This window comes from Arthrobacter sp. MW3 TE3886 (assembly GCF_041262145.1).
GTDB lineage: Bacteria > Actinomycetota > Actinomycetes > Actinomycetales > Micrococcaceae > Arthrobacter.
The window spans coordinates 4,553,432-4,579,459 of the sequence record NZ_JBGCAN010000001.1 but is presented as its reverse complement, the minus strand read 5'-3'; the positions used below and the strand labels follow the sequence as shown (position 1 = coordinate 4,579,459).

Annotated in this window: 19 protein-coding genes, 1 tRNA gene and 1 pseudogene; 11 read left to right on the top strand and 10 right to left on the bottom strand. The window is 67.1% G+C overall.

Annotated features, from left to right (window positions below; translation table 11 throughout):
- The first annotated feature begins 115 nt into the window (after positions 1–115).
- From ABH915_RS20915 to ABH915_RS20885, 7 genes are all read left to right on the top strand, one after another.
- The gene (locus ABH915_RS20915) at positions 116–1,417 is read left to right on the top strand and encodes a sugar ABC transporter substrate-binding protein (RefSeq protein ID WP_026538231.1); all 1,302 of its coding nucleotides are present in this window, start codon (positions 116–118) and stop codon (positions 1,415–1,417) included.
- Positions 1,418–1,430: 13 nt separating this feature from the next.
- The gene (locus ABH915_RS20910) at positions 1,431–2,423 is read left to right on the top strand and encodes a carbohydrate ABC transporter permease (RefSeq protein ID WP_370124877.1); all 993 of its coding nucleotides are present in this window, start codon (positions 1,431–1,433) and stop codon (positions 2,421–2,423) included.
- A 1-nt stretch (position 2,424) separates the two neighbouring features.
- A complete protein-coding gene (locus ABH915_RS20905; RefSeq protein WP_370124876.1) occupies positions 2,425–3,384 on the top strand; it encodes a carbohydrate ABC transporter permease in 960 nt (319 codons plus the stop codon).
- Positions 3,385–3,387: 3 nt separating this feature from the next.
- Complete coding sequence (locus ABH915_RS20900; protein ID WP_370124875.1) at positions 3,388–4,479, top strand: glycosidase; 1,092 nt, start codon at positions 3,388–3,390, stop codon at positions 4,477–4,479.
- A 58-nt stretch (positions 4,480–4,537) separates the two neighbouring features.
- Positions 4,538–4,795: a hypothetical protein gene (locus ABH915_RS20895; RefSeq protein ID WP_370124874.1), complete on the top strand. Its 258-nt coding sequence runs from the start codon at positions 4,538–4,540 to the stop codon at positions 4,793–4,795.
- Positions 4,796–4,879: 84 nt separating this feature from the next.
- Positions 4,880–5,944 (top strand): hypothetical protein, encoded by a 1,065-nt coding sequence (locus tag ABH915_RS20890; protein WP_370124873.1) that lies wholly within the window; start codon positions 4,880–4,882, stop codon positions 5,942–5,944.
- A 178-nt stretch (positions 5,945–6,122) separates the two neighbouring features.
- Positions 6,123–8,750: a trehalase-like domain-containing protein gene (locus tag ABH915_RS20885; RefSeq protein ID WP_370124872.1), complete on the top strand. Its 2,628-nt coding sequence runs from the start codon at positions 6,123–6,125 to the stop codon at positions 8,748–8,750.
- Between the two features lie 29 nt (positions 8,751–8,779).
- Here ABH915_RS20885 and ABH915_RS20880 read toward each other — a convergent pair whose 3' ends face one another.
- The 5 genes from ABH915_RS20880 to ABH915_RS20860 form a co-directional block, all read right to left on the bottom strand.
- A complete protein-coding gene (locus ABH915_RS20880; protein ID WP_370124871.1) occupies positions 8,780–9,904 on the bottom strand; it encodes a DUF1524 domain-containing protein in 1,125 nt (374 codons plus the stop codon).
- Between the two features lie 83 nt (positions 9,905–9,987).
- Positions 9,988–11,118: an FAD-dependent oxidoreductase gene (locus ABH915_RS20875; protein WP_370124870.1), complete on the bottom strand. Its 1,131-nt coding sequence runs from the start codon at positions 11,116–11,118 to the stop codon at positions 9,988–9,990.
- 38 nt (positions 11,119–11,156) lie between these two features.
- Positions 11,157–12,083, bottom strand: coding sequence for an AEC family transporter (locus ABH915_RS20870; RefSeq protein WP_370124869.1), 927 nt, complete (start codon positions 12,081–12,083; stop codon positions 11,157–11,159).
- 106 nt (positions 12,084–12,189) lie between these two features.
- On the bottom strand, positions 12,190–12,618 hold the full coding sequence (panD, locus tag ABH915_RS20865) for an aspartate 1-decarboxylase (RefSeq protein ID WP_018774010.1): 429 nt from the start codon (positions 12,616–12,618) through the stop codon (positions 12,190–12,192).
- Positions 12,619–12,713: 95 nt separating this feature from the next.
- Complete coding sequence (locus tag ABH915_RS20860) at positions 12,714–13,664, bottom strand: LysR family transcriptional regulator (protein WP_018774011.1); 951 nt, start codon at positions 13,662–13,664, stop codon at positions 12,714–12,716.
- A 142-nt stretch (positions 13,665–13,806) separates the two neighbouring features.
- Between ABH915_RS20860 and ABH915_RS20855 the strand changes: the two genes are divergently transcribed.
- Both ABH915_RS20855 and ABH915_RS20850 read left to right on the top strand, forming a co-directional pair.
- Entirely contained in the window at positions 13,807–15,270 is a 1,464-nt protein-coding gene (locus tag ABH915_RS20855; protein WP_026538223.1) for an amino acid permease, read from the top strand.
- 248 nt (positions 15,271–15,518) lie between these two features.
- Positions 15,519–19,073, top strand: coding sequence for a proline dehydrogenase family protein (locus ABH915_RS20850; protein WP_370124868.1), 3,555 nt, complete (start codon positions 15,519–15,521; stop codon positions 19,071–19,073).
- 129 nt (positions 19,074–19,202) lie between these two features.
- Here ABH915_RS20850 and ABH915_RS20845 read toward each other — a convergent pair whose 3' ends face one another.
- Both ABH915_RS20845 and ABH915_RS20840 read right to left on the bottom strand, forming a co-directional pair.
- The gene (locus ABH915_RS20845) at positions 19,203–19,598 is read right to left on the bottom strand and encodes a hypothetical protein (protein ID WP_370124867.1); all 396 of its coding nucleotides are present in this window, start codon (positions 19,596–19,598) and stop codon (positions 19,203–19,205) included.
- Between the two features lie 256 nt (positions 19,599–19,854).
- Entirely contained in the window at positions 19,855–20,709 is an 855-nt protein-coding gene (locus tag ABH915_RS20840; protein WP_018774015.1) for a LysR substrate-binding domain-containing protein, read from the bottom strand.
- Positions 20,710–20,850: 141 nt separating this feature from the next.
- Between ABH915_RS20840 and ABH915_RS20835 the strand changes: the two are divergent.
- Positions 20,851–22,225, top strand: a pseudogene (locus ABH915_RS20835) (MFS transporter).
- A 66-nt stretch (positions 22,226–22,291) separates the two neighbouring features.
- On the opposite strand, the gene ABH915_RS20830 reads toward ABH915_RS20835, so the two are convergent.
- The 3 genes from ABH915_RS20830 to ABH915_RS20820 all read right to left on the bottom strand — a co-directional run bounded on the left by ABH915_RS20830 (position 22,292) and on the right by ABH915_RS20820 (position 23,809).
- A complete protein-coding gene (locus ABH915_RS20830) occupies positions 22,292–23,452 on the bottom strand; it encodes a N(5)-(carboxyethyl)ornithine synthase (RefSeq protein WP_370124866.1) in 1,161 nt (386 codons plus the stop codon).
- Positions 23,449–23,598, bottom strand: coding sequence for a hypothetical protein (locus ABH915_RS20825; protein WP_018774018.1), 150 nt, complete (start codon positions 23,596–23,598; stop codon positions 23,449–23,451). Before ABH915_RS20825 ends, ABH915_RS20830 begins: the two co-directional genes overlap by 4 nt.
- 137 nt (positions 23,599–23,735) lie before the next feature.
- A tRNA-Gly gene (locus ABH915_RS20820) sits at positions 23,736–23,809 on the bottom strand.
- Positions 23,810–24,406: 597 nt separating this feature from the next.
- Between ABH915_RS20820 and ABH915_RS20815 the strand changes: the two genes are divergently transcribed.
- Positions 24,407–26,023: a sugar transferase gene (locus tag ABH915_RS20815; protein WP_370124865.1), complete on the top strand. Its 1,617-nt coding sequence runs from the start codon at positions 24,407–24,409 to the stop codon at positions 26,021–26,023.
- Positions 26,024–26,028: the final 5 nt, after the last annotated feature.

Below are 26,028 nucleotides of genomic sequence, written 5' to 3'. Positions count from 1 at the left end.
CCCGTCGCATTCTTCCTGCCTGAAAACCAAACCCTGAACACGCAACACTGAACACGCAACCCTGAACACCTAACCCTGGCACGCACCGTCAGAATAACCCTCCCAAGGAGACGCAATGAAGCGCTTTTCAACTGCCACGCGAGTCTTGTCCGTGGCCGCACTGACCATCATGGGAGCGGGCCTGGCCGGCTGCGGCGGCGGCGCCAGCGGCGGCACCGCCGAGTCGGCAACGACCGCCAAGGGCCCCATCAAGATCTGGTACTCGAACAACGAGTTCGAGGTCAAGTGGGGCAAGGCCATGGTTGCGTCGTGGAACTCCGCACACCCGGACCAGAAGATCGATGCCCAGGAAATCCCGGCCGGCAAGAGCTCCGAGGAAGTCATCGGCGCGGCCATCACCGCCGGAAACGCCCCTTGCCTGGTCTTCAACACCGCACCTGTCGCCGTTCCGCAGTTCCAGAAGCAGGGCGGACTCGTCCCGCTGGATTCCTTCCCTGACGGCGCCCAGTACATCAAGGACCGCACCGGCGACCTCGCCGACCAGTACAAGTCCGGCGACGGCAAGATGTACCAGCTGCCCTGGAAGTCCAACCCCGTGGTCCTCTTCTACAACAAGGACCTGTTCAAGAAGGCCGGCCTGGACGCCGAGAACCCCAAGCTCGGAACGCAGGCCGAATTCCTGGACACGGCCCGCACGCTGGTGAAGTCCGGAGCCGCGGCCAACGCCGTCTGGCCGTCCCCCGCCAGCGACTTCTTCCAGTCCTGGTTCGACTTCTACCCCTTCTACGCAGCCAACTCCGGGGGCGCTCCGCTGGTCAAGGATGGCAAGGCCACGTTCGACAGCGACCAGGGCAAGCAGGTCGCCACCATGTTCGAAACCCTGTACAAGGAAAACCTGGCCTCGAAGGAGGTCTACCAGGGCGACTCCTTCGCCGAGGGCAAGGCCGCCATGTCGCTGGCCGGGCCGTGGGCCATCGCCGCCTACAAGGACAAGGTCAACTGGGGTGCCGTGCCGGTCCCGGCCGCGCAGGCGCAGGCTGAAGGCTCCACCTTCTCGGACGCGAAGAACGTCGCCATGTACTCCGCCTGCGAAAATCAGGGAACGGCCTGGGAAGTCATGAAGTTCGCCACCAGCAAGGAACAGGACGGCCAGCTCCTCGCCGACACCGGCCAGATGCCGATGCGCAAGGACCTCCCGACCGCCTACGCGGACTACTTCGCCAAGAACCCGCTTTACAAGCAGTTCGCGGAGCAGGCCGGCCGCACTGTGGAGGTGCCCAACGTACCCAACTCGGTTGAGATCTGGCAGACCTTCCGCACCGCCTACGCCAAGGCCGTGATCTTCGGCAACGAAAGCGTCGACGCCGCGTTCAAGGGTTCCGCCGAGAAGATCAACCAACTGGCAGCGCAGAAGTAGCGGGTGAATCTCCATGTCACTTCGCTCAGCTGACGGCGGCGCGGCCTCCGGCCAAACTGCTGGCGAGAGCACCCCTCAGGCAGGGGGCCGGAAGCCAGAGGACCGGCGGACGGCGGCCAGGAAGCGCAAGAACTTCCTGGGCCGCCAGCCCTTGGGCCTGCTGTTCAGTGCCCCCTACGTCATCTACATCCTGGGCGTGCTGGCGTTCCCGCTTGGCTACGCCGTCTACATTTCCTTCCACGACTATTTCTTCACCGCGCCGAAGGTCAAAGTCGACCGGCCTTTCGTGGGCCTGGAGAACTACATCACCGTCTTGACCGACCCGGCCGTGCAGCGTTCCTTCGCCAACATCGGAATCTTCCTGGTCATCAACGTGCCGCTGACCGTGGGACTGTCCCTGGTCCTGGCCAACGCCCTGAACCGCGTGACCAAGCTCAAGACGTTCTTCCGGGTCAGCTACTACGTCCCGTACGTCACGGCGAGCGTCGCCGTCGTCGGCGTCTGGCTGTTCCTGTTCCAGCAAAACGGCCTGGTCAACTCGGTCCTGGGACCACTGGCCCCGAACCCCTCGTGGCTCGTGAACTCCTGGCTCGCGATGCCCACCGTAGCCCTGTTCGTGACCTGGAAGCAGCTCGGGTTCTTCATCCTGCTGTACCTGGCCGCGCTGCAGAACATCCCGGAGGAGCTCTACGAATCCGCCGCGGTGGACGGAGGCAGCAAGTGGGTGCAGTTCTGGAACATCACCGTCCCCGGCGTCCGCTCGGCCAGCGTGCTGGTGACCCTGCTGGCCACCATCACCGGCGCCAACCTGTTCACGGAACCTTACCTGCTCACCGGCGGCGGCGGCCCGGACGGCGCCTCCACCTCCCCGGTGTTCCTGATGTACCAGATGGGCATCCTGCAGGGGAACCCCGATCTGGCCGCCGCACTCGGTGTGGTGCTGGTGATCGGCGTGCTGCTGATTGCCCTGATCCAGAAACGCCTCGTGGGCGGGAAGGAGGACTGACATGTCAATTCTCAACAAGGCAGCCGCGCCCAACGATGAGAACGACGGGACCAGCAGCAGCAACAAGAACGGCGGCCGCCCCGTCAAGCCGGCGGGCAAGCAGGGTGCGGGGGCCTCCGGCGTGGAGAAGCGTAGGAGCCTCGGCCTCGGCAGTTTCGTGCTCCTGGCGCTGGGCGCGTTCGTCTTCCTCTTCCCGTTCTATTACATGTTCATCGGCTCGCTGCAGACCTCACCGGACACCTCGGTGGCGGGGGCGTTCCCCAATCCGGCGAACATCACCGGCGAGAACTACGCGAACATCAACAACTCCATCAACCTGCTCAAGGGCCTGGTCAATTCGGGCATCTTCACCGGCGGCGTCATCTTCTTCACCGTGGTCTTCGGCCTGCTGGTGGGGTACGCCCTGGCGCAGATGCACTTCCGCGGCGAGGGGCTGGTATTCGGGATGATGCTGCTGGTACAGATGATCCCGTTCCAGCTGCTGCTCATCCCGCTCTACGTGATGATCGTGCGCGACTACGGCCTGGCGGACACGTACCTGGGCATGATCCTGCCCTTCGCGATCAACTCCACTGCCGTGTTCGTCTTCCGCCAGTACTTCATGCAGCTGCCCTCCACCCTCTTCGAGGCGGCCAGGATCGACGGCGCCTCCGAACTGCGGATCCTGTGGCAGATCGCCATCCCGCTGGTGAAGCCCGCGATTGTCACGGCGGTCCTGCTGACCTTCATCGGGCCGTGGAACGAGTTCCTCTGGCCGTTCCTGGTGACCAAGGACCAGTCCATCCAGCCGCTCGCCGTCTCCCTGGCGAACTACATCTCCAACATCTCCGCCACGGCGTCCAACCCGTTCGGCGCCATTCTGGCAGGCGCCTGCGTCCTCGCGGCACCCGCAGTCGCACTCTTCATCTTCTTCCAGCGTCAGTTCATTTCCACCAATATCGGCTCCAGCGTAAAGGGTTAATCCATGACCTCCCCCCACACTTCCGCACTGCCCACCGTCCCCTTCACCCTCACCCGCGCCGGCGTCATCATGACTCCGGAACCGGGCAACGAATTCGAGGCCGAAGGTGTGCTCAACCCCGCCAGCGGCCGCGGCCCCGACGGCGAGCTGTACCTGCTGCCGCGCCTGGTCGCCAAGGGCAACGTCTCCCGGGTGGGACTGGCCAAGGTCGTCATTGAAGACGGCGTCCCCACCGGCGTCGAACGCCAGGGCATCGTCCTGGCCCCCGATGAGGGCTGGGAACGCGGGCTGAACAACGCCGGCACCGAGGACCCCCGCACCACCTGGGTCCCCGCCCTCGGCAAGCACCTGATGACCTACGTCGCCTACGGCCCGCTGGGTCCGCGCCTGGCCTTCGCCTACTCCGAGGACCTGCGCAACTGGGAACGCCTGGGCCCGTGCCTCTTCGGCTACCAGGCAGACCTGTCGATGGACCTGAACCTCTTCCCGAACAAGGACGCCGTGTTCTTCCCGGAGCCCGTCAACGACCCCGACGGCGTGCCCTCCTACGCGATGCTGCACCGCCCGATGTGGGACCTCGGCTGGATCCGCGAGGGGGAGGGCGAGCACCTGCCGGCCGGCGTCACCGACAACCGTCCCGGCATCTGGATCTCCTACGCACCGGTCGCGGACGTCGAGGCGGACATCCGCAACCTCGTCCACATGGCCAAGCACCGGCTCGTCGCCCTGAGCGAGTTCCCGTTCGAGGAACTGAAAATCGGCGGCGGCCCCGCGCCGATCCGCGTCGAGGAAGGCTGGCTGCTGATCCACCACGGCGTCTCCGGCGCGCTGGAGAAGTCCGCGTTCGACCACCAGCAGAACGTCAACTACACCGCCGCCGCGATGATCCTCGACGCCGATGACCCCGCCAAGGTGATCGCCCGCAGCGACAAGCCGCTCCTGGCCCCCGAAACCGAAGACGAGATGTCCGGAATCGTGCCCAACGTCGTCTTCCCGACCGCGATCGAGAAGATCGGCGAGCAGCTGTTCGTCTTCTACGGCATGGCTGATTCGAAGATCGGCGTCGCCAGGCTGGACCGGATTCCCGCCAACTAGCGCCTCCCCAGCCAGCTCCGCCGTCCCGCAGTTCGACAGCCCAGCCAACCTCGACGCCTTGCTGGTCCAGCCGCAGCTCTCCACCGTCTCGGTCTCCGGTCCCGGTGCCGAGTCCACGCTCTACGTCAGCGCGGCCCCGGCACGCATCGAACGGAGGCTGAACCTGCCCGCAGGGTTCCATTGGAGCCAGCAGGCCTTTGATGCCTCCGGCCGGCCCGTCAACGCAGGTCCCCAGCAGAACGCGGCAGCTCAGTCCGGCCGCATCAGTGTGGCCCCGGGCGGCTTTACCTGGGTGAGCCTGGTCCGCAACCAGTAGCAAGTAACCAAGAACCATCGCCGCCGCCGGGAGGCCTGGTCCCTGCGGCCCCGGCACCACAATCCAAGGACAGGAAGAGCCCACATGCAGAAAATCACCACCGAAGCGTTGCTCACGAGCTACGAGGGAGCGCTCAAGTTCAGCAACCCGCTGACGGACACCATCTCCACCGATCAATTTTCCGCCGAGTACCCCGAGCACCCCGAATGGGCTGTGGGCCCGTTCCGCAAGGACGATTCGCTTTCCTTCCGGCAGGTCCAGGACTGGGACGACCCCACCGGCATCGGCTGGACCGCGGATTCGATCTACAACCCGTCCATCATGGAGCGCGACGGCAAGCTCTACCTCTTCTACCGCGCCTCCCCGCGCAAGGAATCGGTCTCCAGCCGGATCGGTGTGGCGGTCTTCGATCCCGAAACCGGGTGGCAGGACAGCCCCTCCAACCCGGCAATCTACCCCACCATGGACAACGAGATCCTCGGCTGCGAGGACCCCAAGGTGTACCTGGCCAACGGCCGGTACTACATGTTCTACAACGGGATCTGGACGATCGAGCGCGGCGCGGGGGAGGCCGGCCAGGATGCGGATGTCTACCCCCTGGGCGATGTTGGCTGCGACATCAACGTTGCGGTGTCCGATGACCTGATCCATTGGGAGAAGCTCGGCCTGGCTGTCCCGCACGAGATTTCACGGTATTGGGCCAAGGGGGCCGTCATCCCCCGAAACGCCCACGGCGAAGCCGTCAAGATTGGCGGGGACTACCTGATGTATCTGTCGGAGGGCTGCGGGGGCACCACCCACGTCGGACGGTCCTCGGACATGGTGAACTGGACGTTCGCGCCGCAGGAATACCTGGACCTTGAAGCGTTGGGCGGTTCACTGCACGAAGTGGCCTGCGCAATCGTCGGCGACGGCGAGCGGCCCCAGCTGGTCCTGGACTTCTTCTATGCCGACCCCGAGGGCCAATTCGCGGCCGCGCAGGCACTGTATGACATCGACCAGCCCTTCACCCAGAAGGCCGTCCACCGGGGCGGGTCTCTGGCGTGGGGAGGGCTGCTGAAATTCGGCGGCACCTGGATGTTTGCACAGGGCTGGGATGCGCCCTCGGGATCCAGGGACATGTACTTCTACCGCGCCGACCTCAGCTAGCCCCGAAGGCGCACTGGGCCGGGCCGGTATTGGTCGCGGTGCGTCGTGCCCGGCGGATGTTACATAGTTGCAACTGCCGGGACACCCGTGCGAAATCGTCCCGGGAGGATACTTGAAGTGCGTCCTCCCGGGGACGATTCTCATGCAGGCATTGGGGACTACTCGAAGGACCGCGCCGATGCCCACACCGCTCAACCAGGCCCTGGCCGACTCTGCGCTTCTGACCAAATCCCTCCCGCTGGGCCTGCTCCGCGCTTTCGTGCAGACCAACGCGGCTGACGACGGGCTCACCCCGCAACTGCTCGCCGAGCTCAAGATCCTGGCCCGCACCCCCGGGCTGCTCGTGGCCTGCAATTACGGCGGCACGCTGTGCGCGGCGGAAGGCATTTCCACCGAGACCCTCCCGCTGGGCAGCGCGGCGATAGCGCTGCGGGCGCTGGCAGCCCTCCCGAACACGCACGCTGCCGTCATCTCCGGGCGGTCGCTGCGGGATCTGGCCGCAGTCTCTCGGCTCCCCGCGGAGGTGCACCTGGTCGGCTCGCACGGCGCGGAGTTCGACATGGGCTACGCCCACGGGCTGTCCCTGGCCACCGAATCAGTGCTGCAGCAGGCCAGCCAGGCGCTCGCCGAAACCGTAGGTGCCTACCGGGGCATCAGCATCGAGCGCAAGCCGGTCGCTGTGTCGGTGCACACCCGCCCGGCGGCCCCTGACGTCGTCGCACTGGCCACCTTGAAGGCGGAGGAGATCGCCCGGGCGCACGGGCTGCACTTCATCGTGGACGGCTCGGTGCTGGATCTCTCCGTGGTGGAGCCGTCCAAGGCCTCCGCGCTGGAGCACCTGCGCTCCATGCTCGGCGTGAGTGCCGCCCTCTACGCCGGCGACGCCTCCAGCGATGAGTTGGCCATGGCGACGCTGCGCGGGCCGGACATGGCGCTGCGCGTGGGGGAGGGGCCCAGCGTGGCAGCCCACACGCTTCGGGACCCGGAGTCGTTCGCCCGCGTCCTGGCGATCCTGTTCGAACTGCGGCGGGCGTGGCTCTTCGGCGAGGACGCCGTGGGGCTGGAGCGGCACTCCATGATCGGCAACGGCTCGTCCACTGCCCTGATCACGCCGGACGCGAAGATCTGCTGGATGAGCCACCCGCTGCCGGACAGCGGGTCGCTGTTTGCCCATTTGCTCGGCGGCGATGCGGCGGGGCACTTCTCCGTGGAACCGGCGAAGTCCTCGCAGGTCCTGGGCCAGCGCTACGTAGACAGCACCATGATCGTCGAAACCCGCTGGGCCGACGTCACCGTGACGGACTATCTGGAGCCGGCCCCGGACGGCATCACCAGCCTGGTCCGGGTGCTGTCCGGCACCGGCACGGCCCGGATTGTTTTCGCCCCGCGGCCGGATTACGCGAATGCCCCGTTCAGCATGGAGGCGCGCGGAACCGAACTGCACGTCGTGGGAACCGCGGATCCGATCATTCTCCAGGCGCCCGGCGTTGCCTTTGCCATCACCTCCGACGGCCGGCACGCCACCGCCACGGGCGACGTCGACCTGCGGGACGGGCCGGTGGTCCTCAACCTGCGCTGCGGCGACACCGAACCCCAGCCCGCGGTGCCGGAGGATGAAACCGGGCGCCGCGCCGCCGTCGCCCATCACTCCCGGCGCTGGGTGCACGAACTGCAACTGCCCGGCGTGAAGCCGTCGCTGGTCCGCCGGTCCGCGCTGGTGCTCCGGGCACTGGTCCACGAACCCACCGGCGCCGTACTGGCCGCGCCCACCACCTCACTGCCGGAGGGAATCGGCGGCACCCGCAACTGGGACTACCGGTACTGCTGGCTGCGGGACGGGTCCATGACCGTCAATGCGCTCGTGGACCTGGGATCCACCGCGGAGGCCGAGGGCTTCCTGGCCTGGCTGGGCCGGATCCTGGCCCACGCCCCGGGCCCGGAGTGGCTCCATCCGCTCTACTCAGTGACCGGGGCGCCGCTGTCCACCGAGGCCATCATCGAGAGCCTGCCCGGCTACGCGGGGTCCCGCCCGGTGCGGATCGGGAACGCCGCCGACCACCAGGTGCAGCTGGACGTGTTCGGCCCGATCGCCGAGCTGATCCACGCCCTCAGCGCCCGCCAGGGCGTGCTCTCCGACGACCACTGGGACCTGCTGGTCCAGATGGCCGTGGCCGTGCTGGCCCGCTGGCACGAGGCTGACCACGGCATCTGGGAGGCCCGGCGGGCGCCGCGGCACCATGTCTACACGAAGGTGATGTGCTGGGTGGCGCTCGACCGGGCGCTGCGCACGGCCGCCCGGCATGGCCGGGAACCGCTGCCGGCCTGGGAACCCACGGCGGCGAGGATCCGGGAGGAAGTCCTGCGCGAAGGCTGGGACGAGTCGGCGGCCTCCTACACCGTGGCGTACGACAGCCCGGACCTGGACGCAGCCGTGCTGCACATCGGTCTCTCCGGCCTGCTGGACGCCAACGACCCCCGATTCCTGGCCACCGTCACGGCGGTGGAACGGGAACTGCGGGTGGGGCCCACCGTTTTCCGCTACAGGTACGACGACGGCCTGCCGGGCCTGGAGGGCGGCTTCCACATCTGCACCACCTGGCTGATCGAGGCCTACATCGCCGTCGGCCGGATTGAGGAGGCCTGGGACCTCTTTGACCAGCTGGTGAACCTGTTCGGTCCCACCGGGCTGCTGCCCGAGGAATACGACCCCGGCACGGAAACCCACCTGGGCAACCATCCGCAGGCCTACTCGCACCTGGGCTTCATCCGCTGCGCCCGGCTCCTGCACGAGCACCAGAAGAACTGACCACCCGACCCGCGGACGGACGGCCGCCGCTACTCGCAGCCGACGCCGTCCCCGTCCCCGTCCAGCTTGCGGTTGTACCCCGGCTGGCCGACGTGGATGGGCGCCGCGCCGGCCGCACGGACCGCGGCGCAGTTCGCGTAAGCCACCCCGGGCGCCGGGGCAGGCGCAGGGGCGGGTGCAGGTGCGGGACGCGGCGCAGGCGCTGGGGCGGCTGCCGGCTGGTTCTTGGGGGCCAGGGCGGCCGGGCAGCTCGCCAGGACCCGGGCCATGGCGTCGTGCTCGGCCTGGGTCACCCAGAGCCCATAGCTGGATTTCACCGAAATCTGGCGGCCGACGTAGTCGCAGCGATAGGACTTGTTCGGCGGCAGCCAGGTGGCGGCGTCGCCGTCGCTCTTGCCCTGGTTGGCCGGACCGTCCACCGCCAGCAGGTTCAGCGGATCGTTGGCGAAGGCCAGCCGCCGTGCCGGGCTGAGCTGCTGGGCGCCCTTCTGCCAGGCGTCGCTGAGGGCCACGACGTGGTCGATCTGGACCGCGGTGCTGGTGGCGTTGCCGCGCAGGAAGTGGATGGCGGCGGCCGTGTAGGGATCGGCCAGGACGCCGGAGAGCACCACGCAGTTCCGTGTCCCGGGCCGGAACGCGACGGAAGTGAGGTCGCGGCGGAGCACGTCATTGCGGGTATCGCAGCCGTTGTGGTCGACGTCGGACCAGGCCGGGCCGAACTGGTCGCGGGAATAACCCGTCTTGGGGGCGCGGCCCTTGACGGGCAGCGTGGCCAGTACTGTCAGGGCTTTGCCCGCAGAAGCCGGCTGCCGGGGCGCGGCGCCGGCAACATCGGCGCCGGCAACTTCGACACCGGCCGCATCGGCGCCGGGAACCCCGGCGCCGGGGGTGGCGTCCGGATCCAGCGGAGCGCCGTCCGTGCCGGCTGACGCAGTGGCGGGGGCAGCCGTGACGACGGGCCGGACGCCGGTACCGGCGGCCGGGGGGACTGCCCCGGGGCCGGCGCACGCCGACGTCGCCACCAGCAGCAAGCCCGCCACTCCGCGCACGACCCAGTCAACCGCGCCGATTCGCGGGCTGCGGGCACCTGTAGTTTGGGCGCTGCCGGACTGGATGTCGCTGCACCGGGTGCTGCCTGATCGCGTGCTGAGCAATTCTTCCCCCACCTCATGCTGTTGCCCCGGGTACCCGCGGGGCGCTTAAGACCGGCCCCAGCCTACCGGTTGCTCGGGCGGAGTCAGCGGACCCCGGTGCGGGAGGCTGAGAAGATGGCCGGCGCTCCGCCGTCGCCGGTCGCGAGGTCGGCCAGCATCCTGCCCACGACCGGCGTGAACTTGAATCCGTGCCCGGAGAAGCCGGCGCCGATGACAACCGGGCCGATCCGGTCCAGGACAAAGTTCTCATCCACAGTGGTCGTGTAGGTGCAGCTGATGTCGGTGAGCGAGTCGGCGTCGACCCCGGGCAGCCAGTCCCGGGCGTAGCGCTGCAGAGCCGCCCGCTGTTCGGGCTCCGCCGCGAAGCTCCGCCGGTCCGGGTCCACCACCGGGCCCACCCCGTGCCATCCGGCCTTGATCCCCTCGCCCGGGGTTTGCATGCCGTAAACCGGAGAACGCCAGTACCCGTACGCATCGCCGTGGCCGGGCATGTGGTTGAACCCCGGCCACTGGGCTCCGCCGTCCGTGATGGCGAAGTGTGCGGGTTGTTCCTGCGTGACCGTCAGCCGGGGCAGGGGCGCCACTCCGGCCAGCAGTTTCGTGGTCCAGCCGCCGGCGGTGACTACCGCCCGCCTGGCGGCGAGGACCTCGGTGCGGCCGCCGGCCTCAAGCGTGAGCCGCACGCCGTCGTCGTGGACCTTCAGCTCGAGGACCTTTACATGGTGGCGGATCTCGGCGCCGAGCCCGGCGGCGAGGCGCTGCAGCGCCGGCAGTGCGGCGTCGGGGTTCAACTGGCCGCCGTCCGCCATGTGCAGCACGCGCGTCACGAACCGGATGCCCCGCCAGCGCTCGGCGGCTTCCTCGGCGGAGAGGAACTCCGCCCGGAGCCCGGCGGCGAGCAGCGCGTTCCGGACCTCGGGCAGCCGCGGATCGGGGCCGTGGTTGACGACGCCGGTGCGCGCCAGCAGGCGCTCGCCGGCGTCCGTTTCGATCTCACCCCACAGCCGCGCCGCCTCGGCCAGCATGGCGACGTAGTCCGGATCCGCGTAGCCGGGGTTGAAGTTCCGGGTGGTGCCATGGGAGGCACCGTTGCGGTGGCCGGGCCCGAACTGCTCCAGCAGGGTCACGTCCCGGCCGCGCCGGGCCAGCGCCCACGCGGCGGCGGAGCCCATCGCGCCGCCGCCGATGACCACGGTGTCCAGGGTTGTTCTCAAGGGTCCTCCTCCGGGTTGGGTGCCGGTCCGCCAGCGGGTCAGGCCAGCAACAGGGCCACGCCGATCATGGCGGGCACAGCTACCACAGTAGTGATCAGCACGGTGTCCCTGGCTACCGTGACGCCGGTGCGGTAACGGCTGGCCGCGACAAACACGTTCTGGGCGGTGGGCAGGGCTGCGGTGACGACGGCGGCAAAGAGCGCCTGCTCCTGCATGCCGAGGACAAAATGGGCGAAAAGGTACGCCACCAGCGGGTGGACAACGAGTTTGAAGAAGCTCGCCAGCAGGGCGTCCAGCCGGCGTCCGGCGGCCGCCTGCAGCGGTTTGGAACCGTTCAGGCTCATGCCGAAGGCGATCAGCATGGCCGGGATGGCGGCCCCGCCGATCAAGTGGATGGGCTCCAGGATCAGCGGCGGTACCGTCCAGCCGGTTGCTGCCACCAGAAGCCCTAGTCCGGTGCCCACGATCATCGGGTTGCGCAGGATCATGAGCACGAAACTCAGGGGCGTGGTGCGGTGCGAGCTGGTGGTGGCGTCCAACGCCATGAGGAACAAGGGGGTGAAGAAGGCCAGCTGGAAAATCAGCAGGGGTGCCACATAGCTGGCATCACCGAGCACGAAGACGGCGATGGGAATGCCGAGGTTGGCCGAGTTGGCCAGCGACGAGCTCATGGAGGAGATGAGGGCTTCCGGAAGGGACCGCTTGAGCGCGAAGCGCACTATGCCAAAGAACAGGACCGCCGTCGTCACGGCCCCGACGGCCGTCACGAGAAGCGGCGCGGCAAAGACGTCGTGCAGCTTCGCCTTGCTGAGGGTCTCAAACAGCAGGGCGGGGCTGGCCACAAAAAACGTCAGGGCGCTCAGGACGGGGCGGGCGTTCTCGCCGAGAATATTGCGCCGGCCCACGAACATGCCGACCAGGATGATGACCCAGACGACAAAGAATCCCGCCAGTACCCCTAGCACGCGGTTCTCCCCGGCGGGGCGGGCGGGCGGCGGGTTAGGGTCACCCGTCCAGAGTAATCAGCTTTATTCCGCGGGCTGTCCTATTACGCCCGACGGCGCGCTGCCGCTAGTTAAGCGTGGCGTTGTTAAGCGAGTGCGGCGGACGCATGAGGCCGGGCGTCATGCCCTCCGCGGGGTCGTTGCCGATCTGGACAATCTTGTTGTCCTGGTCAACGTGGACCACCTTGGGGTTGTACGCCCTGGCCTCTTCCGTGGTCATCTGGGCGTAGGTGATGAGGATGACGATGTCGTTCTCGTGCATCAGGTGGGCGGCGGCGCCGTTGATGCCGATCACGCCGGAACCGCGCTCGCCGGCAATCGTGTACGTCTCGAGCCGGGCGCCGTTCGTGACGTCGACAATTGCCACGAGCTCCCCGGGCAGGATGTCGGCCGCCTCCAGCAGATCCAGGTCCACGGTGACGGATCCGACATAGTGAAGGTCCGCGTGCGTGACCGTCGCGCGGTGGATCTTGGATTTGAATATTGTGCGATTCATAACGACATCAGTCTAACGCGGGGCCACCGTCCGCGCTGTGGCCCACTGCACACGGTGCAGGCCCGTCACGCGCGCCGTCCCACAAGGACCGGCAGTCACGCGGGCCGGTCCACGGGGGCCGGATCAAGAGCGCCGGCGGCCGCCGCCGGCACGATGGATGCCGCCGTCACCGCCAGGATTTCCCGGGCCGCCAGCAGTGCGGGCCGCCTGGCGCTCGAGCGCCGCACCGAGGTGAACACCGTCCGGTGCGGATCCCCGGGCAGGTCCAGGAGCTGCGCGCTGGTGCCGCGGCCGGTCCACACGAGGTCGGGCATCAGGGCCACCGCATTACCGGATTCGATCAGCCGGATCTGGGCCTGCAGGTCGGCGGTTTCAAAGCGGACATCGGGCTCGAACCCGGCGCTCCGGCAGGCCTGCTCGGCCCAGTGCCGGGAGGCCGCCCCGCGCGGTTCCATCACCCAGGGCAGCCCCGCCGTATCGGCCAGCGTCCTGATGGGCTCGCGCTCGGGCGAGGGCGGCGGAACGGCGAGCCGGATGGCGTCGCGGGTCAGGGCCACCCGGTCCAGTTCGGCATAGTGCGGGGCGGCATGGCCCGGGTACTGCTCGGCGATCACGAGGTCGAAGTCGCGGGCCCACGTCTCGTGAAGGGCCGTCTCCGGTTCCCGCTGGGTCATTTCCACCCGGACTTCCGGGTAGCTGGCGGTCATCCTGGTCAGGGTGTCCGGCATGAGCGCCAGCGCGGCGGACTGGAAGACCGCAATCCGCACGGTGCCGGTGACCGTGGTCAGCGACGCGGCCAAATCCGCCTCCGCCTGCTCGAGGGTCTCGAGGAGCTGGGAGGTGTGGGCCACCAGGACTTCAGCCTGCGGGGTCAGCTGCACCCGGCGCCCGGTCTTGCGCAGGAGCTCCACCCCGGCCTCCTTCTCAAGGAGCGCCAGCTGCTGCGAGACTGACGACGGGCTGTACTGGAGCGCTTCCGCCACCTCGGCCAAAGTGCCCCGGATCTTCAGTTCGCGCAACAGCCGCAAACGCCGGACGTCGAGCATCGCCATTCCTTTGTGAATTCTGACGGTTATTCATTAAGAGAATTCACTTTATCTAATGCAATCGGGCTTGCATACTGTTCTCACTCGATAATCCCCATCACAGGGTGGAGTGATGGGCACCGCACCTAAGCAGGAGGCCCTCATGGCTACAAGGGATTTGTCACAGTCGATCATGCGGCGCAAGCCCATCGACGACATCGAGGAAGAAAACAAACACAGCGGACTGCACAAGAGCCTGGGGCTCTGGCAGCTGACGGCCATCGGCGTCGGCGGCATTATCGGCGTCGGCATCTTCTCGTTGGCGGGCCTCGTGGCCCACGGCAGCGAGACCGAGCCCGGCGTCGGCCCGGCCGTGCTCATCTCGTTCCTGATCGCCGGCCTGGCATCCGCCGCCGCGGCGCTGTCCTACGCCGAGTTCGCCGGCATGATCCCGCGGGCAGGCTCGGCCTACACCTACGGCTACGTTGCCCTCGGCGAGATCATCGGCTGGTTTATCGGCTGGGACCTGCTGCTGGAGTACATCGCCATCGTGGCTGTGGTGGCCATCGGCATCTCGGGCTACTTCGATGCCTTCCTCTCCGGCATTGGCATCCACATGCCCGCCTGGATGACCTCGACGCCGGATGAGGGCACGGGCGGAATCATCAACCTTCCCGCGATCCTCGTCTGCCTGCTGGTGACCTGGATCCTCTCCCGCGGCACCAAGACCTTTGGACGCTTCGAACTGATCGCCGTCGGCATCAAGGTGCTGCTGATCCTGTTCATCATCGGTCTGGGCGTTTTCTACGTGAACACCAACAACTACAACCCGTTCTTCCCCAGCGGCTTCGGTCCGGTAGTGGCCGGTTCCGCCACGGTGTTCTTCGCGGTGTTCGGCTACGACGCCATGAGTACCGCGGCGGAGGAGGCCACCGACGGCAAGAAGCACATGCCGAAGGCGATCATCCTCTCGCTGGTCATCGCCATGCTGCTCTATGCCGCCGCCACCCTGGTGCTGACCGGCATGCAGAACTTCACGGAAATCGACCCCAAGGCCGGCTTCGCGTCCGCCTTCAACAGCGTCGGGTTGCCGGTGATCGCGACCATCATCTCCGTGTTCGCCGTGCTGTCCATCCTCACCGTAATGCTGACCTTCCTCCTCGGCGTCACCCGCGTCTGGTTCTCGATGAGCCGCGACGGCCTGCTGCCCGGCTGGTTCTCAAAGACGGACCGGCATGGCACGCCGCAGCGCGTAACGTGGATCGCCGGCCTCGGGGCCGCGATCCTGGCCGGCATCCTCCCGATCAAGGCTGTGGCCGACCTGACCAACATCGGCATCCTGGCCGCGTTCGTCGTCGTCTGCGTGTCGGTGATCGTGTTCCGCTACAAGAAGCCCGACGCCCCGCGGACCTTCCGCCTGCCGCTGATGCCCCTGGTTCCGGCGTTCGGTGTGTTTGCCTCGCTCTTCCTGATGTTCCAGCTGCACTGGGAGACCTGGCTGCGGTTCGGCGTCTGGCTCGTGATCGGGCTGATCATCTACTTCACGTACGGCCGCAAGAACTCGCTGATGAACCCGGACAGCCCGCGGCACGAGGAGATCGTGGAGATGCACCGCCCCCTGACATAGCCGCCCTACCCCCGTTGCGCTATCACTTCTGGCTCCCATTCCCCGGTCTTCCCCGGACTTGAGGCCCAGAAGTGATAGCGCAACGGGTTTTAAAGGGTCCGGGGTGGTTTCCGAACGTTAGGGCGGGAAAACAAAGCTTCGGTTTTTCTAACCGGTATTGCTCAGAAAACTTCGCTTTATCTTATGAAAATCCGGTCGCATACTGTTTCCTAAGAGGTCCACATTTTGAGAAAGAACGTGTTTCAGCCATGACCAACATCTCCACGGAGCCCGGCGCCACCACCGGAAACGCCGCAGGCAACGACGCCACGCACGCCGCCGTTTCGGAAGGCTCCACGGTCCTTGAGGCCGCAGCCCTCGCCGAGGACACCATCGCGCTGGTGCGCCACTGGCTCACCGAGGCCGCTAAGGTCCCCGTCGACGCCTCGGCCGAGCAGCTCGCCGGGGTCCTGAAGGACCCCAACGGCCTGGACTTCACCGTAGGGTTCGTCGACGGCGTCGTCCGTCCCGAGGACCTGCAGGTCGCCGCCCGCAACCTCGCCGCCCTGGCCCCCAAGGTCCCGGCGTTCCTGCCCTGGTACATGCGCAGCGCGGTCCGCCTCGGCGGCACCATGGCCCCGGTCCTGCCCCAGGTGGTCATCCCGGTTGCCCGCCGGGTGCTGCGTGAAATGGTCGGCCACCTCATTGTCGACGCCACCGACGCCAAGCTCGGCCCGGCCATCGCCAAGATCCGCAAAGACGGCATCAAGCTCAACGTCAACCTCCTCGGCGAGGCCGTGCTCGGCGAACACGAGGCCTCCCGCCGGCTCGAGGGCACGCACGCCCTGCTGTCCCGGCCCGACGTCGACTACGTCTCGATCAAGGTCTCCTCCACGGTGGCCCCGCACTCGGCATGGGCCTTCGACGAGGCCGTGGAGCATGTCGTGGAGAAGCTCACCCCGCTCTTCGCCCGCGCCGCCTCCTACGCGTCCGCTGGGCAGAAAGCCAAGTTCATCAACCTGGACATGGAGGAATACAAGGACCTGGACATGACCATCGCGGTCTTCACCCGGATCCTGGACAAGCCCGAATTCAAAAACCTCGAGGCCGGCATCGTGCTCCAGGCCTACCTCCCGGATGCCCTGTCCGCCATGATCCGCCTGCAGGACTGGGCCGCCGCCCGCCGCGTTGACGGCGGCGCCGCCATCAAGGTCCGCGTCGTCAAGGGCGCCAACCTGCCGATGGAGCAGGTCGAGGCCTCCCTGCATGACTGGCCGCTCGCCACCTGGGGCACCAAGCAGGACTCGGACACCAATTACAAGCGGGTCATCAACTACTCGCTGCACCCGGACCGGATCCGCAACATCCGGATCGGCGTCGCCGGCCACAACCTCTTCGACATAGCCTTCGCCTGGCTCCTGGCCAAGCAGCGCGGCATCGCGGATACCGCACAGCAGGGCATCGAATTCGAAATGCTTCTCGGCATGGCCCAGGGCCAGGCCGAAGCCGTCAGACAAGACGTCGGCTCCCTCCTGCTCTACACCCCGGTGGTCCACCCGGCCGAGTTCGACGTCGCGATCGCCTACCTGATCCGCCGCCTCGAAGAGGGCGCCAGCCAGGACAACTTCATGTCCGCCGTTTTCGAGCTCAGCGAAAACGAAACGTTGTTTGAGCGCGAGAAGCAGCGCTTCCTCGCCTCGCTTGCCAAGCTCGACGACGAGGTCCCGGGCCCGAACCGGCTGCAGAACCGCGCCCTTCCGGCCGCGCCGCTGCCGCACGACTCGTTCGAGAACACCGCTGACACGGATCCATCGCTGCCCGCGAACCGCGACTGGGGCCGCGCCATCCTGGGCCGCGTGACGACGTCGACACTGGGCAACGCCTCCGTCGAGGCCGCCACGATCAACGATGCCGCGACCCTGAACGCCGTGATCGACACCGCCGTCGAGAAGGGCAAGGCCTGGGGTGCACTCTCCGGCGCGGAGCGCGCCGAAATCCTGCACCGCGCCGGCGACGTCCTCGAGGCCCGCCGCGCGGACCTCCTGGAGGTCATGGCCTCCGAGACCGGCAAGACGATCGACCAGGGCGATCCCGAGGTCAGCGAGGCCGTGGACTTCGCGCACTACTACGCCGAGTCCGCCCGCAAGCTCGACGACGTCGACGGCGCCACCTTCGTCCCGGCCAAGCTCACCGTCGTGACGCCGCCGTGGAACTTCCCGGTCGCCATCCCGGCCGGCTCCACCCTCGCGGCCCTCGCCGCCGGCTCCGCCGTCGTGGTCAAGCCCGCCAAGCAGGCCCGCCGCAGCGGCGCCGTCATGATCGAGGCCCTCTGGGAGGCCGGCGTTCCGCGCGACGTGCTCACCATGGTCCAGCTGGGCGAGCGGGAACTGGGCCAGCAGCTCATTTCCCACCCGGCCGTGGACCGCGTCATCCTGACCGGCGGCTACGAGACCGCCGAGCTGTTCCGCTCGTTCCGCAAGGACCTGCCCCTGCTGGCCGAGACCAGCGGCAAGAACGCCATCATCGTCACCCCGAGCGCGGACCTGGACCTCGCGGCCAAGGACGTCGCATACTCAGCGTTCGGCCACGCCGGGCAGAAGTGCTCTGCCGCCTCGCTGGTGATCCTCGTCGGCTCCGTGGCGAAGTCGAAGCGCTTCCACAACCAGCTGATCGACGCCGTCACCTCGCTGAAGGTCGGGTACCCGCAGGACCCGGCGAGCCAGATGGGCCCGATTATCGAGCCCGCCAACGGCAAGCTCCTGAACGCCCTCACCACCCTCGGCGAGGGTGAGACCTGGGCCGTCGAGCCGCGGAAGCTCGATGATTCGGGCAAGCTCTGGAGCCCCGGCGTGCGCTCCGGTGTCCGCCGCGGATCCTACTTCCACCTCACCGAGTTCTTCGGCCCGGTCCTGGGCGTCATGACCGCGGAGACCCTCGAGGAAGCCATCGCGATCCAGAACCAGATCGAATACGGCCTCACCGCGGGCCTGCACTCGCTGAACACCGAGGAACTGGGGATCTGGCTGGACACCATCCAGGCCGGCAACCTCTACGTCAACCGCGGCATCACGGGCGCGATCGTCCAGCGCCAGCCCTTCGGCGGCTGGAAGAAATCCGCCGTCGGCGCCGGCACCAAGGCCGGCGGGCCGAACTACCTCGTCGGCCTCGGCGAATGGGTCAGCAAGCCCAGCACCGCCGCCGGCACCCCGGGCGCTGCTCCCGCCCACGCCGGCGTCCGCCGGATCGAGGACGCGGCCAAGGGCTTCCTGACCGCCGACGAACTCGCACCGCTGCAGCGCGCGCTCGCCTCCGACGCCCGCGCCTGGGCCGAAGAGTTCGGCACCGCGAGGGACGTCTCCGGCCTGAGCGCGGAGCGCAACGTCTTCCGTTACCGTCCGCTGCCCGTCACGGTCCGCCTCGCGGAAGGCGAGGCCCTTGCCGGCCTCGTCCGGACCGTCGCCGCCGGCGTCCTGGCCGGGTCGGCCCTGACGGTCTCCACCGCCGTCGAACTGCCCGCCCAGCTGCGTGCCGTCCTGTCCGGGCTTGGCGTCGCCGCGACTGTTGAGAACGACGCCGAATGGCTCGCTTCCGCCGGCACCCTCGCCGCGGCGGGCAAGCTCTCCGGCGCACGGATCCGGCTGATTGGCGGGGACGCCAAGGCGTTGTCCGAGGCCACGGGCGGACGCCCGGACCTGGCGGTGTATGTCCACCCCGTCACGGAAGCCGGACGCGTGGAACTGCTGCCGTTCCTGCACGAGCAGGCCATCAGCATCACGGCGCACCGCTTCGGTACGCCCAACCACATCTCGGACGCCCTGATCTAGCCCGGGGCTGCTAAAACCCCGGCTCGGGCGTGCTGGAACCCTAAAACACCGTCGCCGCTGTGCAGGCACCATAAGGTGCGGCACGGCGGCGACGGCGTTTAACGGCGAAGGCGATAAGCGGAGTCCGGGTTAGCCGAAGTACCAGCCCGGCGGGACCCAGGAAGCCGGGACCGCGTGGGCGGAGAAATCGTCGCAGCCCGAGCAGAAGTAGGTGACCTCGCCGAGCTTGCTGACCGAGCCGTCCCTCCGGTGCGTGGCCGGGACGAAAGTCTCAAGGAAAATGAACTCGTCCGTGCCGCAGCGTTCGCAGTACGGGCTGGCCACATAATCGGAGTCTGCGAGGGTAGCCGGGCGGACTCCCAGTTGGCCCGGGGTGCTCGCGTGCTGGGCGGCGGCTGAGTGCTGCATTCCGGCGGTCGAGTGGTGCATGGCCGCCGCGGGGTGGGACGGCGCGGTTGCCTGACGGGCAGGCTTTGGCGCGTGGGTGGCGGGGGCGGACAGTCGGGGATGATTAATGGCTGGCATCAATGGCGGCCTATCCCGAACGCCCCGACGCCAGCCATAGGGCTTCAGCGACGGACAGCGTTCGTATTTCGAATCGTTGTCGTGGGCCACTGCTTGACCTCGAACGGTTGATCTTAAGTATTGTCAGGATAGAGGAAGTACGTGCACCGTTCAATGGTCAAGTAAGTATGGTCAAGTAAGTACTGCTCGCGTCCGGGTAGTCCGGCTCCGTATGTGCCGATGCCCGATCACCGCTGGCTGCGGGACCGCCCGTGTGTCAGGCCGGTCGCTTCAGGGTTCGGCCCACGATCGCCTGCGTGAGGGCATCGATCACCTCGGTATTGGCCAGCGGATTGCGGATGAGTGTGAAATCGACGTCGCCTACCGGCGGCAAATCGAAGCGGCGGGTGATGATTTTCAGGTCCTCCGGCACCAGGGAGGAAGGCATCACCGCCACCCCGATGCCGGCCCGGACGGCGGCCAGCACGCCGCTGATCTGACGCGTGGTGCAGGTGATCCGCCACGTGCGCCCAGTGGCCTCCAGGGCGTCGATCGCAAGCTTCCGGCTCAGGCTGGGGGAGGGGTAGGCGATCAGCGGGACAGGATCAGACGGTTCCAGCACGGTCTGCTCCAAGCCGACCCAGGCGAAGGCGTCCTGCTGGACCACGGTCCCGTCCTTGGCCCCGGCCACCCATTTCACAAAGACCAGGTCCAGCTGCCCTGCATTGAGGCGCTTGTAGAGCTGGTCGCTCTGCCCCACCGTCAGCTCGAGGTTGATCTGCGGATAGATCTGCCGGAACTCCCGGAGGATGCGTGGCAGCCCGGTGATGGCGAGGTCATCGGCCGTGCCGAAGCGCAGGCGGCCGCGCATGGCGGAGCCGGAGAAATAGCGGGCGGCGGAGTCGTGCGCGGCGAGGATGCTGCGGGCGAACCCGGCCATGGCATCGCCATTGTCGGTCAGGCGTACATCCCGGGTATCCCGGGCAATCAGCACCCGCTTGGCGGCGGTCTCCAGCTTGCGGACGTGCTGGCTGACGGTGGGTTGGGCCAGGCCGAGGCGCTCCGCGGCCTTGGTAAAGCTCAAGGTTTCGGCCACGGCCAGGAACGAGCGGAGCTGGGCGGGTTCAAACATGGGGGTCTCCGGATCGGGTCGCCGCCAACCCTGCATTGCGTTCTGTAATGCGAGTTATGCGTGGGATAGGCTTCCATAATCTCTTGGGGCCAGCCTAGCGTTAAGTCCATCCCACTCACCCGCTCTTTTGAGGACTTTTCCGTGGCACCCCCTCCGCCGCTAGAGGCGAACGCAGCTTCCCTGCCGGACACCATCACCCAACCACTCGCCGTCGTCAACGAGCGCCTGCCCTGGCGCCACACCTTTATTTCGCTGAAGGTCCGCAACTTCCGCATCTTCGCGATCGGGCACTTCGTCGCCGTCATTGCGCTCTGGATGCAGCGGATCGCGCAGGACTGGCTGGTGCTCCAGCTCTCCGGTTCCGTCACCGCCGTCGGCATCACCGTGGCCTTGCAGTTCCTGCCGTCCCTGTTCCTGGGCCCGTGGGCCGGCATGATGGCGGACCGCTTCGCGAAGCGGAAGATCCTCATGCTGTGCCAGTCGGTGGCCGCCGCGTTGGCCGCGCTCCTTGCAGTCCTGGCGCTCAGCCAGCGGATCGAAGTGGGGCACGTCTACGCGATCGCGCTGGTCCTGGGCCTCGTGACCGTGCTGGACCAGCCGGCCCGCCAGGTGTTCGTCAACGAGCTCGTGGGCCCCGGCTACCTGCGAAATGCGATCAGCGTGAACTCCACGATCTTCCAGCTGGGCGGCCTGATCGGTCCTGCGATCGCCGGGCTCCTGCTGACCGCCGTGGGCGCAGGCTGGGCCTTTGCCGCCAACGCGGTGGCCTGCTGCTTCACGGTGGCCATGCTCCTGAGCCTGCGGACGGACCAGCTGCATGTCAGCACCCCGGCCGCCAAGCGCCGGGGCATGCTGCGGGAAGGGCTGGACTATGCGCTCAGCAAGCCCACCATCTACTGGCCCTGGCTGATGGCCGGGTTCATCGCGGTGTTCGCGATGAGCCTGCCGGTGCTGTTGGCCGCGTTCGCGGACCACGTGTACGACGCCGGTGCCGGCGGCTACGGGCTGCTCAACACGCTCGTGGCCCTCGGCGCCCTGGCCGGCGCCATCACCTCGGCCCGGCGGCGTGCTTTGCGGCTGCGCTCCGTGGTGCTGGGCGCCGGAATGTACGGGCTCATGCTGTGCCTGGCGTCCCTGGCGCCGTCGATGGCGTGGTTCGGCGTGGCCATGGTGCTGGCCGGCTTCTGGTGCCTGATGTTCCTGACCGCCGCGAACCAGCTGGTCCAGGTCAGCGCCAACCTGGCCATCCGCGGGCGGGTGATGAGCCTGTACATCATGGTGCTGATCGGCGGCCAGGCGATCGGCGGCCCGATGATGGGCTGGCTGGCCGAGCACGCGGACCCGCACACCGCCGTCCTCGTTGCCGGCGGGCGTGCCGGTGCTGGCCGCCGCGACCGTCGCCGTCGTCCTCGCCCGGCGCGGACAGCTCATGCTCAAGCTGGACCTGAAGGACCGGCGCCGGCTGCTGCGGATCGTCCCGACCCAGGGCGGCCGTGAGGCAGCCGCGACACCGTAGCTGTCCAAGAAAGGGCAGCCGTTGCGTGGATTCACGCAACGGCCGCCTCTTTTGCATGGGAACTCCCTAGACCGCCCGGGGGCGGTGCGGGAACTCTGCCTCCCGCTGCTGGAACTGCAGCACATCCGGGTTGAGGACCACGCCGTCGCGGACTTCGATCGCTCGGCGGATGGTCTCGTTCTCCGCCCAGGCCTCGGGGCCCGAGACCACAGTATTGAGGAACGGAAGCAGCGCCTCGCTGATTTCCCAGCTGGAGGAATTCCAGAGGTAGGACGGGCTGTGGTCCACGGCGTAGTAGTCGATGTGGTCCCCGACTTTGAACATCGGTTCGGCGAAAGTGGTGGTTTTCGCCCAGCTGAAGCCCATGCCCTCGTCGCAGGACACGTCGACTATCAGGCTGCCGGGCCGGAAAGCGGACAGGTCCTCGGTGCGCAGATAGGTCAGCGGCGCGTTGGGGTCCTGCAGCGTGCAGTTGACCACGATGTCACGCTCGGCGAGGAACGGCGCCAGCGGCACCCGCCCGCGCTCGGTAATGACCTCGCTGAGGAACGGCGCTTCGTTATCGTGGTCGAACTGCGCGATCCGGACCGAGTGGATGGGCGAGCCCACCGCGGCAACCCCGCGGTTGGTCAGCACCTGCACATCGTGGACGCCGTGGGCGTTCAACGCGGTCACAGCACCGCGGGCGGTGGCCCCGAAGCCGATCACGACGGCGCTTAGCCGGCGGCCGTAGTCGCCGGTGGACCCCGTCAGGGCGAGGGAGTGCAGCACGGAGCAGTAGCCGGCGAGCTCGTTGTTCTTGTGGAAGACGTGGAGGCCGAAGCCGCCGTCGCTGGCCCAGTGGTTCATCGCCTCAAAGGCGATCAGCGTCAGCTTCTTGTCGATTGCCAGCTGGGTGATGGCCCGGTCCTGCACACAGTGCGGCCAGCCCCAGAGGACCTGCCCGTCGCGGAGCTCGGCCAGGTCCTCTGGCTGCGGCTTGGGCAGGAGGACGACGTCGGCGTCGGCCAGCAGCTGCTGCCGCGGTGCGATGCGCCCCACGAGCGGCGCGAGCTCGGCGTCGGAAAGGCCGAAGCGCCCGCCGTAGCCTTCCTCGAGGATTATCCGGTCCCGGATATCCGGCGCGATGCGGTCCAGGTGCAGCGGGTGGATCGGGAGGCGCCGCTCGTCCGGTTTGCGCGTGGAGGCGAGGATGCCGAGAGTGAGGTAATTCGGTGTACCGGTCACTTCTTTTTGGGGCTCGCCGTCTTTGCGGCGGTCACTTTATCGAGGGAGCTGGCCGGCGCTGAAGCGGCCCTCTTGTCAGCGCGCTTTTCCTTGATGGATTTGCCGGATTTTTTGGATGCTGCTTGACGGGGGGATTTGTCAGCCATGATTGCTCCTGTAGCGGAACCGAAGAGGTTCCTGACTTCCGACGATACAGGTAGCAACCTAATGGGAGCCCGGGGGACATCTCGGCGCACAGGTAGCGCTGCGGAAACCAGGGAGCGCTGGAGGCTGTGGAGGCAATTGGAGCGGCTGACGGGAATCGAACCCGCGTATCAAGCTTGGGAAGCTAGCGCTCTACCATTGAGCTACAGCCGCAGTGGGACCGGCCAGAATTCCAGCCGTGAGTCCCGATCAACGAGGATTACATTACCTCAGTCTGAGTTAGAGGTTGTACACCCCGCTGTCGCCGGGCCGGTAAAGCCTGGCCGGCGCGACTGTGACCGGATGGCGCACTTGCGATGTCCCTTGCGCTGAAGATCGCTGATCCCAGCACCCGGAGCCCGTCATTTCCTCGAAACGCTGTGGGAACGCCGCGTTCATCTGCAGAGAATGGCGGCCGAAACCGCACCCCAAAATGGGTAGTGCTATCTCGAATCCGGGTAATGAGCGCAAGTAGTCCGCCCATGGCGGCGTAATTGACGAGTGGTCCCCCAACTCAAGAGGGGTAGGCCACACTCGTGTGCAGCAGAAAGCCATCGAATTTACTGGAGGGGACCACAGCCAACCGAGTCGCTAGAAGGTCTCACATGTACGACCAGAAGTTGATGGTGGCCCGTCCTTTGTTGCCAACGGGTGGGCTTGCCCAGCCAAACGTGCCGGATCAAAACCGCTCGCGGGCCAGTCAATTGGCGCGACATCGGGACCGCCGGACGGCCGGGCTAAGTGGTCAGCCGGGCGATATTGGCGGCAGGCATGAGTGAGCTCAAGCAGCGCGTTCCGGTCCATACGGGGTATCGGGCTCCGGATCATGTACGGGTCACCCCACGAGCGCAGGATTCACCGGGGCCTGTTGCCGGCGCGGCAGCTTTAGCCCCGCCGTCCATCCCATTTCCCGACTTCAGGTCGGCGAAGCTCCGGCTTGCGAGCAGTTCCCGGCGCGAGGGCATTCGTTGGGCAAACCGCTATCGGCATCTGCTGATAGCCGCAGACGCCCTGGTAATTGCGGGGGTGACTGCGGCCGCCCACATCACCCGGTTCGGGTTAAGCACCGTGAGCTCGGTGCAAGTGGGCGAGTTCCATGTTGACTACCTTTACATTTCCGTAATCATCGCGGCCGCCTGGATGGTTGCGTTGGGGCTGTACAAGAGCAGGGATGCGCGGATCGTCGGCATCGGAATCGACGAATACAGACGGGTCGTCAGCGCAAGCGCAATGCTGCTGGGCCTCATCGCTCTGGTGTGCTTTGTTCTAAATGTCGACGTAGCCCGCGGATTCTTCGCGCTCGCACTGCCCGCCGGGCTGACAGGCCTGCTGGCGGCCCGCTGGAGCATGCGTCAGTGGCTGTCCAGGCAGCGGGTTCACGGCCATTACCTTTCGCGTGTGGTCGTGCTGGGCCGGCCGAATGACGTCCGATACGTTGTCAGCCAAATAGAAAAGAAGTCAGGTGCGGCGTACAAGGTCGTGGGTGTCGCACTTTCCGGGTCCGCCGGCGCCGGCACCTTCACCCAGGGCAGCCATGTCCTCAACGTCGTCGGAGACGAACGGACCGTCGTGGAAGCTGTGGCTTCCGTGGACGCCGATGCTGTCATCGTGGCGGGACCCATGAAGGGCGGCAGCCGTTACATCCAAAGACTCGGATGGAAGCTGGAGCAGTCGTCCACCCAGTTGATCCTCACCACCGGACTGACCAATGTCGCCGGTCCCCGGATCCATTCCCGTCCCGTGGAGGGACTGCCCCTCATGCACGTGGAACTGCCGCAGTACGCCGGCGCCAAGCATGCTCTCAAGAGGCTGTTCGACATCACGTTGGCTGCAGCGGCGCTAGTGGCGCTCATCCCTGTGTTTCTTGTCCTCGCGGTGATGATCAAGCGGGACAGCCCCGGGCCCGTGATCTTCAGGCAGGAACGGGTAGGGCGCGGCGGTGAGAAATTCAACATGCTGAAATTTCGCTCGATGGTCGAAACCGCGGAGGACGATCTCGCCGGGCTCCTGGAACACAACGAGGGCGCGGGGGTGCTCTTCAAGATGCAGAACGATCCGCGGGTCACCGGGGTGGGCCGCTGGATGCGGAAGCACTCCCTCGACGAACTGCCGCAGTTCTGGAACGTCCTCAAGGGCGACATGAGCCTGGTCGGTCCACGGCCCCCGCTGCAGCGCGAGGTCGACAACTACCACCACAAGGTGCTCCGGCGTCTCTACATCAAGCCTGGGCTGACAGGCATGTGGCAGATCAATGGCAGGTCGGAGCTGAACTGGCGTGACAGCGTCCGACTGGATTTGTACTACGTCGAAAACTGGTCGCTGGCCGGAGACCTGATCATCCTTTGGCGCACAGCAAAGATGCTCATCAATCCGGTCGGGGCCTACTGACAAAC